General features: G+C 70.8%; 13 protein-coding genes. 7 read left to right on the forward strand and 6 right to left on the reverse strand.

Annotated elements, in window-relative coordinates:
* The first annotated feature begins 14 nt into the window (after positions 1–14).
* Positions 15–2,735, forward strand: coding sequence for a pyruvate, phosphate dikinase (gene ppdK / locus OH768_RS35245; protein WP_406459979.1), 2,721 nt, complete (start codon positions 15–17; stop codon positions 2,733–2,735).
* Positions 2,736–3,031: 296 nt separating this feature from the next.
* Positions 3,032–3,457, forward strand: coding sequence for a peptidase inhibitor family I36 protein (locus OH768_RS35250; protein WP_406459980.1), 426 nt, complete (start codon positions 3,032–3,034; stop codon positions 3,455–3,457).
* Positions 3,458–3,694: 237 nt separating this feature from the next.
* On the opposite strand, the gene OH768_RS35255 is transcribed toward OH768_RS35250, so the two are convergent.
* Positions 3,695–4,204 (reverse strand): excalibur calcium-binding domain-containing protein, encoded by a 510-nt coding sequence (locus OH768_RS35255; protein WP_406459981.1) that lies wholly within the window; start codon positions 4,202–4,204, stop codon positions 3,695–3,697.
* Between the two features lie 183 nt (positions 4,205–4,387).
* Between OH768_RS35255 and OH768_RS35260 the strand changes: the two genes are divergently transcribed.
* Positions 4,388–5,314, forward strand: coding sequence for an oxidoreductase (locus OH768_RS35260; protein WP_406459982.1), 927 nt, complete (start codon positions 4,388–4,390; stop codon positions 5,312–5,314).
* A 10-nt stretch (positions 5,315–5,324) separates the two neighbouring features.
* On the opposite strand, the gene OH768_RS35265 is transcribed toward OH768_RS35260, so the two are convergent.
* The 3 genes from OH768_RS35265 to OH768_RS35275 form a co-directional block, all read right to left on the reverse strand.
* The gene (locus OH768_RS35265) at positions 5,325–6,113 is read right to left on the reverse strand and encodes an SDR family NAD(P)-dependent oxidoreductase (protein WP_406459983.1); all 789 of its coding nucleotides are present in this window, start codon (positions 6,111–6,113) and stop codon (positions 5,325–5,327) included.
* 69 nt (positions 6,114–6,182) lie between these two features.
* Positions 6,183–6,767: a TetR/AcrR family transcriptional regulator gene (locus tag OH768_RS35270; protein ID WP_406459984.1), complete on the reverse strand. Its 585-nt coding sequence runs from the start codon at positions 6,765–6,767 to the stop codon at positions 6,183–6,185.
* Positions 6,768–6,813: 46 nt separating this feature from the next.
* Positions 6,814–7,725 carry a LysR family transcriptional regulator gene (locus OH768_RS35275; protein ID WP_406459985.1) on the reverse strand — a complete coding sequence of 304 codons (912 nt, stop codon included), beginning with the start codon at positions 7,723–7,725 and terminating at the stop codon, positions 6,814–6,816.
* A gap of 152 nt (positions 7,726–7,877) precedes the next feature.
* On the opposite strand from OH768_RS35275, the gene OH768_RS35280 reads away from it, so the two are divergent.
* Both OH768_RS35280 and OH768_RS35285 read left to right on the forward strand, forming a co-directional pair.
* Entirely contained in the window at positions 7,878–9,278 is a 1,401-nt protein-coding gene (locus tag OH768_RS35280; RefSeq protein WP_406459986.1) for a M20 family metallopeptidase, read from the forward strand.
* Between the two features lie 96 nt (positions 9,279–9,374).
* Positions 9,375–10,691 (forward strand): MFS transporter, encoded by a 1,317-nt coding sequence (locus tag OH768_RS35285; RefSeq protein WP_406459987.1) that lies wholly within the window; start codon positions 9,375–9,377, stop codon positions 10,689–10,691.
* A gap of 22 nt (positions 10,692–10,713) precedes the next feature.
* Here the strand turns inward: OH768_RS35285 and nirD are convergent, their stop codons facing one another.
* Both nirD and nirB read right to left on the reverse strand, forming a co-directional pair.
* On the reverse strand, positions 10,714–11,064 hold the full coding sequence (nirD, locus tag OH768_RS35290) for a nitrite reductase small subunit NirD (protein ID WP_406459988.1): 351 nt from the start codon (positions 11,062–11,064) through the stop codon (positions 10,714–10,716).
* Positions 11,061–13,676 carry a nitrite reductase large subunit NirB gene (gene nirB / locus OH768_RS35295; RefSeq protein ID WP_406459989.1) on the reverse strand — a complete coding sequence of 872 codons (2,616 nt, stop codon included), beginning with the start codon at positions 13,674–13,676 and terminating at the stop codon, positions 11,061–11,063. Before nirB ends, nirD begins: the two co-directional genes overlap by 4 nt.
* A gap of 258 nt (positions 13,677–13,934) precedes the next feature.
* Here nirB and OH768_RS35300 point away from each other — a divergent pair, with 258 nt between their 5' ends.
* Positions 13,935–14,456, forward strand: coding sequence for a hypothetical protein (locus OH768_RS35300; RefSeq protein ID WP_406459990.1), 522 nt, complete (start codon positions 13,935–13,937; stop codon positions 14,454–14,456).
* 9 nt (positions 14,457–14,465) lie between these two features.
* Entirely contained in the window at positions 14,466–15,758 is a 1,293-nt protein-coding gene (locus OH768_RS35305; RefSeq protein WP_406459991.1) for a sensor histidine kinase, read from the forward strand.
* The last annotated feature ends 15 nt before the right edge of the window (positions 15,759–15,773 follow it).

Consider the following 15,773-nt stretch of genomic DNA (forward strand, 5'->3'; position numbering starts at 1 on the left):
AGGAGTCGAGACCCGTGTCGGAAAACAAAGAACCCCACGTAGCGAAGTTCGTCTATGACTTCACCGAGGGAAACAAGGACCTCAAGGACCTTCTCGGCGGCAAGGGTGCCAACCTCGCCGAGATGACGAACCTGGGCCTTCCCGTGCCCCCCGGCTTCACCATCACCACCGAGGCGTGCAAGACCTACCTCGACAGTGGCGAGGAGCCGGCGGCACTGCGTGACGAGGTGAGTGCGCACCTCGACGCGCTTGAGTCGACGATGGACAAGAAGCTGGGGCAGGCCGACAACCCCCTCCTCGTATCGGTCCGTTCCGGGGCGAAGTTCTCCATGCCCGGCATGATGGACACCGTCCTGAACATCGGCCTCTCGGACAAGTCCGTGCAGGGCCTGGCGAAGCAGGCAGGCGACGAGCGCTTCGCGTGGGACTCCTACCGCCGCCTCATCCAGATGTTCGGCAAGACCGTCCTCGGCGTCGACGGCGACCTCTTCGAGGAGGCCCTCGACAAGGCCAAGGAGGCCAAGAAGGTCACGGTCGACACCGAGCTGGACGCGGCCGACCTGAAGAAGCTGGTCACCCGCTTCAAGCGGATCGTCAAGACCGAGGCAGGACGCGACTTCCCGCAGGACCCGCGCGAGCAGATGGACCTCGCCATCCACGCGGTCTTCGACTCCTGGAACACCGACCGCGCCAAGCTCTACCGCCGCCAGGAACGCATCCCGCACGACCTCGGCACCGCCGTCAACGTCTGCTCGATGGTCTTCGGCAACCTCGGCCCGGACTCGGGCACCGGCGTCGCCTTCACCCGCGACCCCGCCAGCGGCCACCAGGGCGTCTACGGCGACTACTTGCAGAACGCGCAGGGCGAGGACGTCGTGGCCGGCATCCGGAACACCGTGCCCCTCGCGGAACTCGAGAAGATCGACAAGCAGTCGTACGACCAGCTCATGCAGATCATGAAGACCCTGGAGAACCACTACAAGGATCTCTGCGACATCGAATTCACCATCGAGCGCGGCCAGTTGTGGATGCTGCAGACGCGGGTGGGGAAGCGGACGGCGGGTGCGGCGTTCCGTATCGCGACCCAACTCGTCGACCAGGGGCTGATCGACGAGGCGGAGGCCCTCCAGCGGGTCACCGGCGCCCAGTTGGCGCAGCTGATGTTCCCGCGCTTCGACGAGGACGCGAAGGTCCAGCAGGTCGGCCGGGGCATCGCGGCCTCGCCGGGCGCGGCGGTCGGCAAGGCGGTCTTCGACTCGTACACCGCGGTGAAGTGGTCGCGTTCGGGCGAGAAGGTCATCCTGGTCCGCCGTGAGACCAACCCCGACGACCTCGACGGCATGATCGCGGCAGAAGGCATCCTCACCTCGCGCGGCGGCAAGACCTCGCACGCGGCGGTCGTGGCCCGGGGCATGGGCAAGACCTGCGTCTGCGGCGCCGAGGAACTGGAGGTCGACACCAAGCGACGCCGGATGACGGTGCCCGGTGGACATGTGGTGGAGGAGGGCGACGTCATCTCCATCGACGGGTCCAGCGGCAAGGTGTACCTCGGTGAGGTCCCGGTCGTCCCGTCCCCGGTCGTGGAGTACTTCGAGGGCCGGATGCACGCGGGCGCCGACGACGCGGACGAGTTGGTCGAGGCGGTCCACCGGATCATCGGATACGCGGACCGAGTACGCAGGTTGCGCGTCCGCGCCAACGCGGACAACGCCGAGGACGCGCTGCGCGCCCGCCGCTTCGGCGCCCAGGGCATCGGCCTCTGCCGTACGGAGCACATGTTCCTCGGCGACCGCCGCGAGTTGGTGGAACGCCTGATCCTGGCCGACACGGACACCGAACGCGAGGAGTCCCTCAAGGCGCTTCTCCCGCTCCAGAAGGCGGACTTCGTCGAGCTGTTCAAGGCGATGGACGGACTCCCGGTGACGGTCCGCCTGTTGGACCCGCCGCTGCACGAATTCCTCCCGGACATCACGGAGTTGTCGGTCCGCGTCGCGCTTGCGGAGTCCCGCCAGGAGTCCCACGAGAACGACCTCCGCCTCCTCCAGGCGGTCCACCGCCTGCACGAGCAGAACCCGATGCTGGGCCTGCGGGGCGTACGCCTGGGCCTGGTCATCCCCGGCCTGTTCACGATGCAGGTGAGGGCGATCGCCGAGGCCGCCGCCGAGCGCAAGGCGGCGAAGGGCGACCCACGCGCCGAGATCATGATCCCGCTCGTCGGCACGGTCCAGGAACTGGAGATCGTCCGCGAGGAGGCCGACCAGGTCATCGCCGAGGTGGAGGCCGCGACGGGCACGTCCCTGAAGCTGTCCATCGGCACGATGATCGAACTCCCGCGCGCCGCACTGACGGCGGGCCAGATCGCCGAGGCGGCGGAGTTCTTCTCGTTCGGCACGAACGACCTCACCCAGACGGTGTGGGGCTTCAGCCGCGACGACGTAGAGGCCTCGTTCTTCACGGCCTACCTGGAGAAGGGCATCTTCGGAGTCAGCCCCTTCGAGACGATCGACAGGGACGGCGTGGGTTCGCTGGTGAAACTGGCGGCGAAGGCCGGCCGCGAGACCCGCCCGGACCTCAAACTCGGCGTCTGCGGCGAACACGGCGGCGACCCCGAGTCGGTCCACTTCTTCCACGAGGTCGGCCTGGACTACGTCTCCTGCTCGCCGTTCCGGATCCCGGTGGCGCGACTTGAGGCGGGGCGTGCGGCGTCGATGGCGCAGGGGAGCGATCACCGGTAGGCCGCAGAGCCACTGAACGCCGGAACCGTCGCCTGTCCCCGACCCTCACCGATGGGCGGCGGTTCCGGATCACGAAAGAGGGGCGGCACCCTGTGCGGGGGTGCTGCCCCTCTCGGGGTTGTCTGTGGGGATTACCGGCGGTGCATGGGCCGCTTCGACCCGGAGTCCCGATGCGTGGACGCGTTCGCGTTTGTCCGCTCCGCCGCATTTCCATGCTCATTGAATAGTTGGTGGCCGATGCGCTCGGCGAGTGACGATCGTGCGGACCCCACTGCAGTCAACGAGGAGGCATCACCATGCGATTCAGCAAAGGCGCGGCACTCGTCGTAGCGTCCTTGGCGCTCAGCACCGGCACTCTCGCCGGCCCCGCCTGGTCCGCACCGGCGGGCTCCAACGACAACTCGCAAGCGAGCGTGGACGGTGTGGACGGCGTACCGGCGCGGGGTGACGGCGGCGACTGCGCCTACGGGCGGCTCTGCCTCTACACCCAGCCGAACTTCAAGGGCACCCGCTTCGATCTCTACGTCTGCAACGACTACCGGCTGGTCCAGTGGAACGGCGCGGGGTCGGCCTGGAACAACCAAACGGTAGGCACGGTCGCCGCGTTCAAGAACCGGCAGTTCACCGTTCTCGACACCATCCCGGGCCGTGAGGTGAACGGGACGATCCACGGCTTCTCCAGCTACAACTTCGCGCCGGTCTGGTACGCGTACAACTGCTGACTCCGATGTCGGCGGGTGGCGGCCTCCACAAGGAGCGGCAGGCCGCCATCCGCCCATGACCACGGTGTCCCGGCAGGCTGCGGCCGCACGGATCGGCCAGTTGCCGGAAGAACTGACCCGCCCGGCGGCCCAGTGGAGCCCGTCGGAGTCGGTCCGTACCGCACCACATCGCCTTCGGCCGACACTGCCCCGGTGCCGGGTCCGAGTCGGGTGATCAACCGTTGCCGCCGGGGTCGCCTACTCGCAGGCGACCCCGTCCCCGTCCCGGTCGAGGTGGGAGTCGTAGCCGGGGTCGCCCCGGTAGAGGGGTGTCACGCCGGCGGCGCGGGCCGCGGTGCAGTTCGTGTAGTAGGTGCTGCCGCCTCCGCCGGAATCGGAGCCGCTGTCGTCGGAACCGGAACCGGAACCCGAACCCGAACCGGAGCCGCTGCCCGCTGCCGCCTCAACCGTGACCGTCTTGGTGACCTTGACGGTCTTCGTCGCGGTCACCGTGGGCGCGGGGGACGGAGCCGCCGTCTCCGTCGCGGTCGCCGTGACCGTCATTGTCGGCTGTGGCTTCGCCGCTGCCGGCTTCGCGTCGGCCGTCGTGTCCTTCTTCGTGTCCTGGCCGGAGCCGCCGGCGCCGAGGCCTATGAGGAAGGCCAGCGCGAGGGCCGGGAGCACGTACCGCTTGCGGGCCCAGCGGGGTGCGGGGCGGTCCGGCTGGGGAGCCGGTGGTACGGGTGGCATCGCGTACGGATGGGTCATCTCGTCCCCCTGTGTCTGGTGTGGCCTGGAACGTAACGCCGGGATGGGATGCGTGAAGGGGGAGTGACCAACCTGTGATGGTCCGTGATCGTCGGGTCACTCGGCGTGGGGGGAGCGGGGCCGGTCCGGCTCTCGTACGCTCTTCGTGCACCGGGATGCACGCGTCGACGGAAGGAGCCGCCCATGTCCGGTTGGAACGAGAAGGCCGTCCCCGATCAGCGCGGCCGGGTCGCCGTCGTCACCGGAGCCAACAGCGGGCTCGGCTACGTCACCGCGCGGGAGCTGGCCCGCAAGGGTGCCCGGGTGGTGCTCGCCTGTCGGAGCGAGGTGCGGGGGAGCGAGGCCGCCGACCGGATCGTCGCCGAAGTGCCGGGCGCCGAGGCGCAGTTCGGGCGGCTGGACCTCGGAGACCTGAGCTCCGTACGGGAGTTCGCGGCCACGTTCCCGTACGAGCGGCTCGATCTGCTCGTCAACAACGCCGGGGTCATGGCGATGCCGTACGGCACGACGGTGGACGGCTTCGAGACGCACTTCGGTATCAACCACCTCGGGCACTACGCGCTGACCGGACTGCTGCTGCCCGCGCTGCTCGACGCGCCGGACGCCCGGATCGTCACGGTCTCCAGCTTCATGCACGCGCTCGCCAACATCGACATCGACGACCTCAACAGCGGGCGCCGGTACGGTCGTTGGACCGCCTACGCCCGCTCCAAGACCGCCAATCTGCTCTTCACGCACGAGCTGGCGCGGCGGCTGGCGGCGGCCGGTTCGGGGGTGGTCGCCACCGCCGCCCATCCCGGGTACGCCGCCACCAACCTTCAGACCGCCGGGCCGAGGGTGGAGGGGCGCAGGAGTGCGGAACAGGCCATGGAACTCGGCAACCGGGTCTTCGCCCAGTCGGCGGAGGTCGGTGCGCTGCCCTCCCTCTACGCGGCGACCGCGCCCGACGTACGCCCCGATTCCTTCTACGGTCCGCGAGTTGCGATGTGGCGTGGGGCGCCGGCACGCTCCTGGCGGGCACCGTGGACCCTCAACGACGCGATGGGGCAACGACTTTGGGCGGCCTCGGAGGAGCTGACGGGGGTCGTATACGACCAACTCAAGCCGTAGGAACGGGCGTTCAGGCCGTCGCTCCGCTGTCCACCACCAGGTCCGTGCCCACCACCGACGCCGCGTCGTCCGAGGCCAGGTAGAGGACCGCGGCGGCGATTTCGGCCGTGGCGGAGATGCGGCCGAGGGGGAGCGTGGCCCGTACGCGTTCGGCGCGGTCGGTCTCCGTCTCGCCGGGGCGCAGGGACATGGGGGTGTCGGTGGCGCCGGGGCTGACCACGTTGATACGGACGCCCTCGCGGATGTGGTCCACGGCGGCACCCTTGCTGAGCACGGCGACCGCGGCCTTGGACGCTGCGTAGGCGGCGGCCCCGGGGCTGCTGGTGTGCACGCCGAAGGTGGACGCCACGTTGACGATCGCACCGCCGGACGGCTGGGCCCGCATCTGCGCGATCTCGGCGCGCAGGGCGAGGAACACGCCGGTCACGTTGATGTCGAGCTGTGTGCGCCAGTCCTCCTCGGTGAGGTCGGCGAGGGGGCGCCCGCCCCGGAAGACGCCCGCGTTGTTGACGGCCACGTCGAGCGAGCCGTACCGGTCGACGGCCGCCCGCACCAGCGCGTCCGCGTCGGCGGCCTTCGACACATCGGCGCTCACCGCGAAGGCCTTCCCGGCCCCGCCCCCGCCCCCGGCCTCGATCAGGGCGACGGTCTCGTCGAGCGGTTCCCGCCGCCGCCCGGCGACGACGACATTCGCCCCCTCGGCGGCGAACGCGAGGGCGATGGCGCGTCCTATCCCGGACCCGGCACCGGTGACGAGGGCGGTCCTGCCGGAGAAGCGGTTGCTGGAGCGGTTGCTCATGAACGGGCCTCTTTCTAGAACGATCGGTTCAGTATGAGGGTGTAAAAAGGCGCCTGCATTGCCGGGGCCTCAGTCGAGCAGCGCCAACGCCTGCTCCGCCGCGTCCCGCACCCGCGCCGGGTCCCCGGACGCCCGGCCGACCACCCGCAGCCCCTGCATCAGCACCAGCAGCATGCGCGCGAGGGCGAGCGGATCGCGGTCGGCGGGCAACTCGCCCTGCGCCTGCGCCCGCACCAACGCCGAGCGCAGTACGGCCTCCAACTGGTCCCAGTTGCGCTCGACCAGCCGGGTCGCGGCCCTGTCGTGCGGGGCCAGCTCGGCCGCCGTATTGGTCACCAGGCAGCCCAGCGCCCGCAGTTGCTCGTTCGCCGCCTCGGCCGCATAACGTCGTACGACCGCGCGCACGGGCGGCAGTGCAGGGCCCGGCTGGGACAACTCCCGCACCATCGGCGTGAGTCCGGCCCGGTCGTAGCTCTCCAGCGCCTTCAGATACAGCTCGTGCTTGCTGCCGAAGGTCGCGTAGATGCTGGCCCGGCCGATGCCCAGGTGCTCGACGAGATCGGACATCGACGTCGCCTCGTAGCCGCGCCGCCAGAACAGCTCCAGGGCCGCCCGTAGCGCGGTCTCGGGGTCGAACTCCTTGGTCCTGGCCATACAGCGCAGCCTAGATCCAGTTGGAATGAGCGGTCAAGAAAGAGTGTCAGGAAGACCGGTCCCGCCGCAGCGCCTCCACCAGTAGTTCGGTGAACTGTGCCGCGGGCCACGACGGCCGGCGTCCCGTCGCCGTCTGCACCTGCGCCTCGCGCTGCCGGAACACCGGGTGGTCGAGGGGGACGTAGGCCACGCCCTCGGTCGCCGTGTCCTGCCCGATGTCGCCGAGGTCCCCGACCAGGGCGAGGCCGCCCCCGGCGCGGACGAACTCGTACTGCGGGGCGAGGCTGTCGCAGACCAGCGCCGGACGGACCGTGATCCCCTCCAACTGGGCGCCGATGTCGAAGAGTTCACGCTGACTGGTGCCCGGCGGGGCCAGGGCGAGCGGGTAGGCGCACAGGTCGGCGAGGCCGATGCGGTCGCGGTCGGCGAGTTCATGGCCGAGCGGGACGATCGCGGCCACCGGGACGACGACCGCGCACTCGACACGGACATCGTGCTGCGGGCCCATCGTGTACGTGACGGCGACATCGGCGAGCCCCTCGACCACGCGGCGGGTCGCCTCCTGGCGGTCGACCACGTCCACGCGGAAGGCCAGGTCGGGGTGCTCGCGCCGGAAGCCGGCGACCGCCCGCGGCACCAGCCGTCGCGCGAACCCCTCCGAGCAGGCGACGGCGACACTGCGCGCCTGCGCTCCCCGTCCCGTCCTCAACTCCTCAAGGAGCGCGGTCGATTCGGTCTCGGTACGGCGGGCGTGGGCCAGCAGCCGGGAGCCGGCCTCGGTCAGGGTCATCCCGCGCGGATGCCGGGCGAACAGCGGGACGCCGACGCCCGACTCCAGCTTGGCGATCTGTCTGCTGATCGCCGAGGGCGCGACGTTCAGGGCGTTCGCCGCCTCGGTCACCGAGCCGGTGCGGGCGACCTCCAGGAAGTAGGCGAGGTTCACCGGCAGGAGCTGCATAGGGGTCTCCTGTGGTCATGTAGTGCGTTGCCGAAATCAGAACGCATCGCGTCACAAACGGCAATGGTCGCACGCCGGAATCCGCCCTACTCTGCTGGAACGGCGAGACAGCACCGCCCGGCCGACCCCGCCCGCCCTGGAGAGATCTGCCCGTGATCCCTGAGAAACTGGCCCGTAAAGCCGAGGAGTTCGTCGACTCGGGTGCCTTCTTCACCGAGCTGGCCACCATGGTCGGGTACGCCACGGAGAGTTCCCGGCCGGAGGGCAGCCTTGCTATTGAGGCATACCTCGACGAGTTCCTGACGCCCGCCCTGACCGCCCTCGGCTGCGAGGTCGCGCGCCACGACAACCCCGATCCGGCGGGCGGCCCCTTCCTGGTCGGCACCCGCGTCGAGTCCCCCGACCTGCCGACCGTGCTCGTCTACGGCCACGCGGATGTCGTCGAGGGCCAGGCGGGCCGGTGGAGCGAGGGCCGCGACCCGTGGACGCTGACCGCCGAGGGCGAGCGCTGGTACGGACGCGGCGCCGCCGACAACAAGGGCCAGCACCTGGTCAATCTGGCCGCCCTGCGGCTACTCCTCGCCGACCAGGGCTCCTTGGGCTTCAACCTGACCTTCCTGCTGGAGTCCGGCGAGGAGATCGGCTCACCCGGATTCGCCGAATTCGCCGCGACACACCGGGAGTTGCTGCGCGCCGATGTGCTCGTCGCCTCGGACGGGCCACGTCTGGACGCCACCACCCCGACCCTGTTCCTCGGCGCGCGCGGCGGCCTCCAGCTCCAGCTCACCGCGGATCTACGGCCGGGCGCCTACCACTCCGGCAACTGGGGCGGCCTGCTGCGCAACCCCGCGACCACCCTCGCCGGCGCCGTCGCGACCCTGGTCGACGGCCACGGCAGTATCCGGGTACCGGAGTTGCTGCCGCCCGCGATCCCGGCGGCGGTCCGCGAGGCACTCGCCGGTGTCGAGGTCGCCGCCTCGCCCGGTGACCCGGTGCCGGACGAGGGCTGGGGCGAGCCCGGACTCTCCGGCGCCGAACGGCTCTACGCCTGGAACACCCTCGAAGTCCTCGCCCTCGGCGCGGCCGACGCCGAACGGCCGGTCAACGCGATCCCCGGCACCGCCCGCGCGGTCCTCCAACTCCGGTACGTCGTCGGCACCGACGTCGACAGGGCCGCCGAGACCGTCGCCCGGCACCTGGCCGCGCACGGGTACCCGATGGTCGACGTCCGCGTCCTCGGCAGCTTCGCCGCGAGCCGCACCCCGCTCGACGACCCGTGGGTGCGCTGGACCCGGACCACGCTGGAAGAGGTCGCGGGCGGCCCGGTCGCCGTACTGCCCAACATCGGCGGCTCGCTGCCCAACGCCGTCTTCACCGACATCCTCGGCCTGCCGACCCTCTGGCTGCCCCACTCCTACCCCGGCTGCCTCCAACACGCCCCCGACGAGCACCTGTTGGCGTCCATCGCCCGCGAGGGCCTGGTCCTGGCGACCGGCCTGTTCCACACACTCGGCCACCCACCCACGGACCGGCCGCTCCCCACGCACGCATAGCACCGCCACCCGTACGCACAACACCCGAGCGTCCCCGAGTCTCGGCACCCGCACCCCGTCCGGCCCTCCCCCCAACGCCCGCCGGAAGGACCCCCGATGACCGCTCCGTCCCCCCAGCCCACCCAGTCCACTCGTCCCGACGACACCCGAAGCCCCGGCCGCCCCACCGCACGCCGTGCCATCGCGGCGGCCACCATCGGCAACGCGCTCGAATTCTTCGACCTCGCCCTGTACGCGCTGATGGCCTCCTACATCGGCCGCACGTTCTTCCCCGGCGGCAACCCCGGTGTCCAACTGGTGCAGGCCTACGCCGTGTTCGGCGTGACGTATCTGATACGGCCGCTCGGCGGGCTGCTGCTCGGCGCGTACGCGGACCACAACGGCCGTAAGAAGGCACTCGTGTTGTCGATCCGGCTCATGGTGCTCGGCACGCTGCTGCTCGCGGTCATGCCCGGATACTCGACCCTCGGGATCGCGTCGACCCTGGGGATCGTGCTCGCGCGACTGATCCAAGGGTTCGCCGCCGGAGGGGAGTTCGGGGCGGCGACCTCGTTCCTGGTCGAGCACGACGACCGGCGCAAGAGCTTCCTCGGCAGCTTCCAGTTCGCCGGTCAGGGCCTGTCGACGCTCATGGCGGCGGGGTTCGCGGCTGCTCTCACGGCCTTGCTGTCCGACGCCCAGATGACGTCGTGGGGCTGGCGGGTGCCGTTCGCGTTCGGGCTGCTGATCGGCCCGGTGGGCTATTTCGTACGCCGCTACATGGACGAATCCCCGGTGCTGGCATCGGAGTTGGAGTCGGCCGCGCCGACGCCCTCCCCGATCGTGTCGGTCTTCCGGCACCACTGGAGCGGACTGCTCATCGCCGGCGGTGCGCTGGTCGTGTCGACGGCGCTGAACTTCATGCTCCAGTACCTGCCGACGTACGGCATCGGTCAACTGGGCCTGGACGCCTCGCTGTCGTTCACGGCGCTGCTCATCGCGGGGGCCGTCCTGACCTTCGTCACCCCGTTCGTGGGGCTGCTGGGCGACCGGCACGGCAGGCTGCGCATCATGATCCCGGCCGCGCTGCTGATCGGCGTGAGCGTGGTGCCGCTCTTCCTGTGGCTGAACGCCTCGCCGTCCTTCCTCACCCTCGCGCTGTGCACCACCGTCCTCGCCCTGCTCAAGGCGGTGTACTTCGGCACGCTGCCGTCGGTGATGGCCGACGTCTTCCCGGCCCGGGCGCGCGCGACGGGCCTGTCCTTCAGCTACAACACCACGGTCGCGCTCTTCGGCGGCTTCACACCGACGATCGCGGCGGCCCTGATCGAGACGACCGGTTCGCCGGTGTCACCGGGCTACTACCTGCTGGCCACGGCCGTGTTGAGCACCGCGGCCCTGACCACCGCGCTGCGCACCGGCCGGGTCCGCTGACGGGGAGTGCCGGGCGCTCAGGTCAGTGCGCCCGCACCTCGTACGTCTCCACCCGCACCGACGCGTCGTCCAGGCACTCCCCGGAGACCAGGTCGAAGCGCTGCTTGAGCAGCGGTGAGGCGACGAACGGGCGGCCCTGGTGGGTGCCGGTCAGGCCGCGGGAGAGGACGGCCGCGCCGTTGAAGGGGTCGCGGTTGTCGATGCCGTAGAGAGTGCCGGCGCGGTCGCGGAACAGGGCGACCTGGCGGCCGTCCGGCAGCAGGGCCGCCACCCCCCGGCCGGGGATGAGCCGGTTGAGGTCGCAGACCGCGAACCAGCCCTCTTCGAGCCGGAGTTGGACCTTCAGGTCGGTCGTCTCGGGAGCCAGGGTCATCGCTGGGCGCTTCCTTCCAGGACGTCTGCGGTCTGCTGGGGCCGCATGCCGATGGTCAGCAGCGGCAGGTCGGGCTTGATCTGGTCGCGCTCGGGAACGAAGCCCACGACCGGGTCCGGGGTGTCCGGCGCGTTCACGAAGGACACGAACCGGCCCAGCTTCTCGGGGTCGTTGATGGTCTCGGCCCACTCGTCGCGGTACCCGGCGACATGCGCGGCCATCAGCGACTCCAGCTCCTCGCAGATGCCGAGCGAGTCGTCCACGACCACCTCGCGGATGTGGTCCAGGCCGCCCGGGATCCGCTCCAGCCACACGCTGGTGCGCTCCAACCGGTCGGCCGTACGGATGTAGAACATCAGGAACCGGTCGATCAGGCGCACCAGTTCGGCATCGGAGAGGTCCTGGGCCAGCAGGTCCGCGTGGCGCGGGGTCGCGCCGCCGTTGCCGCCGACGTACAGGTTCCAGCCGTTGGCCGTGGCGATGACGCCGAAGTCCTTCGACTGGGCCTCGGCGCACTCGCGGGCGCAGCCGGAGACCGCCGACTTGAGCTTGTGCGGGGAGCGCAGTCCCCGGTAGCGCAGCTCCAGGTCGATCGCCATCCGGACGGAGTCCTGGACGCCGTAGCGGCACCAGGTCTGGCCGACGCAGGACTTCACCGTGCGCAGGGCCTTTCCGTAGGCGTGGCCGGACTCGAAGCCCGCGTCCACCAACCTCGCCCAGATCAATGGGAGTTGCTCCACCCGCGCGCCGAAGAGGTCGATGCGCTGGCCGCCGGTGATCTTCGTGTAGAGCCCGAAGTCCCGGGCCACCTCGCCGATCACGATGAGCTTCTCGGGGGTGATCTCGCCGCCGGGAATGCGCGGCACGATCGAATAGGAGCCGTTCTTCTGGAGGTTGGCGAGGAAGTGGTCGTTGCTGTCCTGCAACGCCGCCTGCTCGCCGTCCAGGACATAGCCGCTCGCGCCGATCGTCGGGGCGAGGGACGCGATGATCGAGGCGACCGTCGGCTTGCAGATCTCGCAGCCGTCGCCGCCCCGGGCGCCCTCACGGCCGTAGCGTTCCAGCAGGTCCTGGTAGGTGCTGACGCGCAGCGCGAGGGCGATCTCGTACAGCTCCTCGCGGGTCTGCGCGAAGCAGCCGCACAGGCCCTTGTCGACCTCGACGCCGCTCGCCTCCAGCTCGGCGGTGACCAGCTGGCCGAGCACCTTGACGCAACTCCCGCAGCCGGTACCGGCCTTGGTGCACTTCTTCACCTCGGGCACGCTCGTGCAGGAGTGGTCCGTCACCGCGCCCCGGATCGTGCCCTTGGTGACGTTGTGGCAGGAGCAGATCACCGCCTCGTCGGGCAGCGCCGAGGGACCGAGCTGGACGGCGCCCCCGGAACCGGCAGGCAGCACCAACTGCTCGGGGGAGACGGGCGGTACGGACCCCGTGAACGCGCGCAGCGTGCCGTAGGCCTCCGCGTCGCCGACCAGGATGCCGCCCAGCAGCTCGCCGCCCCGGCCGATCACCAGCTTCTTGTACGTCCCCGCCCGCGCGTCGGAGTAGACGACGTCGAGGCAGTCCGCGGTGGCGCCGTGCGCGTCGCCGAAGGACGCCACGTCCACGCCGAGCAGCTTCAGCTTGGTCGACAAGTCGGCGCCGGTGAACGCCGATTCGTCCCGCGCGATGGTCGCCGCGACCGTCTCCGCCTGCTCGTAGCCGGGCGCCACCAGGCCGTACACCCGGCCGTCCGCCGCCAGCGCGCACTCGCCGATCGCGAACACGTGCGGGTCGGTGACCGTACGGCACTGCTCGTCGACCGTGATGCCGCCGCGCTCGCCGACCGACAGCCCCGATTCCCGGGCGAGTTGGTCGCGGGGGCGGACACCGGCGCTGAACACCACCATGTCCGTGGCGAGTTCGGAACCGTCCGACAGCTTCATGCCGGTGACGGCGCCGTCCGCGTCCGCCACGATCTCCTGCGTACCGGTCCCCGTGTGGACCGTCAGACCCATGTCCTCGATGGTGCGCAGCAGGGCCGCGCCACCGCCCTCGTCGACCTGTACCGGCATCAGCCGGGGCGCGAACTCCACGATGTGCGTGGCCAGTCCGAGCCCCTTGAGCGCACCGGCGGCCTCAAGGCCGAGCAGCCCGCCGCCGACCACCGCACCCGTCGTGGCCCGCGACTTCGCGTACTCCTCGATCGCGAGGAGGTCCTCGATCGTGCGGTAGACGAAACAGCCGTCGGAGTCCTTGCCCGGCACCGGCGGCACGAACGGGTACGAGCCGGTGGCGAGGACGAGGGTGTCGTACTCAACTGTCAGTCCGGAGCGGGCCGTTACCGTCCGCGCCGCCCGGTCGATCGTCTCGGCCGGGTCGCCGACGTACAGCTCGATGCCGTGGTCCTTGATGAACTCCGCGTCCGTGAGCGACAGTTCCTCGGGTGTGCGGCCCGAGAAGTACGAGGTGAGCTGGACGCGGTCGTAGGCCGGGCGCGGCTCCTCGCACAGCACGACGACGCGGTGCGTGGCGGTCAGGCCGCGCTCGGCGAGCGCTTCGAGAAAGCGCTGACCGACCATGCCGTGGCCGACGAGCACGATGGTGGGCACCACACGTGGATTCGAGGTCATGTCCAGGAGCCTGCGACTTCGGTGTTACCCGACCGCATCACATCTGTTTCCCGTGAGGAACGCTGCCCTCAGCGGGAGCGCGCGGGGGGTGTGAGGGTTCCGGGCGCGCGCCGGGGGCGGAGTGTGAGGACGGGCGGGTCCGGGCCGGTTCGGTTAACCGAACCCTGCGCTTCCGTGCAGGCACCATCGTGTACGGCGGGCGCCGGCGGAACGCTGGAGACATCGGTTTTCGGCAGTTCACGGCCAGGAGGAAGCCCCATGAACGGTGTCCGGCAGGCACAGCCAGAGGCACAGACACCCGTCCACGACACGGCGGCCCTGCGGACGTGGCGGATCGCCCGCGAGCCCTTCACCGCCGCGACCTGGCGCCGCACCGCCTACGCGGTACTCGCCCTGCCGGTGGGCCTGGCGTGCGTCCCGCTCTCCCTGCTCGGCGCCCCCACGGCCCGCTGGCAGCGGGGGCTGGTCCGCCGTTTCCTGGACACGGACATTCCGGGCACCGCACGGGGCGGCGGCCTGCGCCACGCCCTCCTCGCGACCCCACTCAACCTCCTCACCACACTGATCACGGTCTACGGCTGGGCGATCGTCCCCATGAACCTCGGCTGGCCGCTGCGCGCCGGCTCCGACTACTCCGGCGCGTGGGGCGGCCCGACCTTCGCCGGGGCCTGGGCCTTCCACGCGATCCTGGGCGGCATCGGCTTTCTGCTGCTGATGCCGTGGGTAGTGCGGGGCCTCACCGCAGTACAGCTCCGTGTCGCCAGGTCGCTCCTCTCCTAGGTTGATCCCATGCCGAGCCTCCGCTCCCGCCTCCGTACGCTCGCCGTCGCCACCTTCGGCCGCCGGGCGCTGGCCGCCGTCCTGTACGGCGTGATCGCCCTCCCGCTCGCCCTGGCCGGCTTCTTCCTCACCCTCGTCGGGCTGGCGTTCGGCGGGGCGCTGTCGGTGACCACGCTCGGGCTGTGGCTGCTGGCCGTCACCGTGCGGGGCGCGCTGGCGCTGGGCGCGCTGCAGCGGGGGCTCGCGCGGCGACTGCTCGGACTGGAGATCGAGCAGCCGGGCGTACCCGGTGGCAGCGGGCTCCTCGGCTGGCGTCGGGGCGTACTGCTGGACCGGGCGGGCTGGCGGGCCGCCGGCTGCGCGCTGCTGACACCGTTCACGGCCGTCTTCGCGTACGCGGCCGTAGTCATCGGATACGTCTACGGCGTCCTGCTCACCCTGCACCCGCTGCTCAAGCGCTGGAACTACAACACGGTGCACCGCGCCGACGGCTCGACGCACCACGTGTCACTGGAGGTCTTCGGCCACCAACTCGACTCCTGGCCACGCTGGTTGATCCCGTTCGTGGCCGGACTGCTGCTGCTGGCCGTCGCACCCGTACTCCTCCGTTACGCCCTCGGTCCGCAGCGCGCCCTGCTGACCGTACTGCTCGGTCCCGACGCCGCGACCCGCCGGATCCGCACCCTGGAGGAGACCCGCGCCCGGGCCGTCGACGACGCCGCCGCCACCCTCCGCCGTATCGAACGCGATCTGCACGACGGCACCCAGGCCCGGCTGGTCTCCCTCGCCATGCAGCTCACCATGATCCGCGAACTGGTCACCACCGAGGCCGCACCCGACCGCGTGCTGGCCGTCGTCGATACCGCCCGGGGCAACGCCACGCAGGCCATCACCGACCTGCGCCACCTGGTCAAGGGCATCCATCCGCCCGTACTCGACGAAGGCCTGCACGCCGCCCTCACCACCCTCGCCGCCGACAGCGCCCTTCCCGTCACCCTCACCACCGACATCGGCACCCGCCCCACGCCGGCCGTCGAGACCATCGCCTACTTCTGCGCCGCCGAGCTCCTCGCCAACGCGACGAAGCACGCCCGGGCCACGGCCGCCACCGTCGACGTCACCGCCCGCGACGGAGACCTGCGGCTGCGCGTCACCGACGACGGACAGGGCGGCGCGACCCTCGGCGCCGGGTCCGGACTCACCGGCCTGCTGGCCCGGGTCCGTACCGTCGACGGCACACTGACCTGCGACAGCCCGCGCGGAGGCCCTACCGTGGTCACGGTCGAGCTGCCCCACACGTGAACGGAGCCGTGCCGT

Origin of the sequence: Streptomyces sp. NBC_01622 (assembly GCF_045209635.1) — a bacterium.
Lineage (GTDB): Bacteria > Actinomycetota > Actinomycetes > Streptomycetales > Streptomycetaceae > Streptomyces.

Excerpts from the sequence above, each read along its gene's own strand:
- OH768_RS35265 (WP_406459983.1), bottom strand. The coding sequence starts at position 6,113 with ATGAGCAACCGCTCCAGCAACCGCTTCTCCGGCAGGACCGCCCTCGTC.
- nirB (WP_406459989.1), bottom strand. The coding sequence starts at position 13,676 with ATGACCTCGAATCCACGTGTGGTGCCCACCATCGTGCTCGTCGGCCAC.
- OH768_RS35270 (WP_406459984.1), bottom strand. The coding sequence starts at position 6,767 with ATGGCCAGGACCAAGGAGTTCGACCCCGAGACCGCGCTACGGGCGGCC.
- OH768_RS35285 (WP_406459987.1), top strand. The coding sequence starts at position 9,375 with ATGACCGCTCCGTCCCCCCAGCCCACCCAGTCCACTCGTCCCGACGAC.
- OH768_RS35255 (WP_406459981.1), bottom strand. The coding sequence starts at position 4,204 with ATGACCCATCCGTACGCGATGCCACCCGTACCACCGGCTCCCCAGCCG.
- OH768_RS35300 (WP_406459990.1), top strand. The coding sequence starts at position 13,935 with ATGAACGGTGTCCGGCAGGCACAGCCAGAGGCACAGACACCCGTCCAC.
- OH768_RS35250 (WP_406459980.1), top strand. The coding sequence starts at position 3,032 with ATGCGATTCAGCAAAGGCGCGGCACTCGTCGTAGCGTCCTTGGCGCTC.
- OH768_RS35275 (WP_406459985.1), bottom strand. The coding sequence starts at position 7,725 with ATGCAGCTCCTGCCGGTGAACCTCGCCTACTTCCTGGAGGTCGCCCGC.
- nirD (WP_406459988.1), bottom strand. The coding sequence starts at position 11,064 with ATGACCCTGGCTCCCGAGACGACCGACCTGAAGGTCCAACTCCGGCTC.
- OH768_RS35305 (WP_406459991.1), top strand. The coding sequence starts at position 14,466 with ATGCCGAGCCTCCGCTCCCGCCTCCGTACGCTCGCCGTCGCCACCTTC.
- OH768_RS35260 (WP_406459982.1), top strand. The coding sequence starts at position 4,388 with ATGTCCGGTTGGAACGAGAAGGCCGTCCCCGATCAGCGCGGCCGGGTC.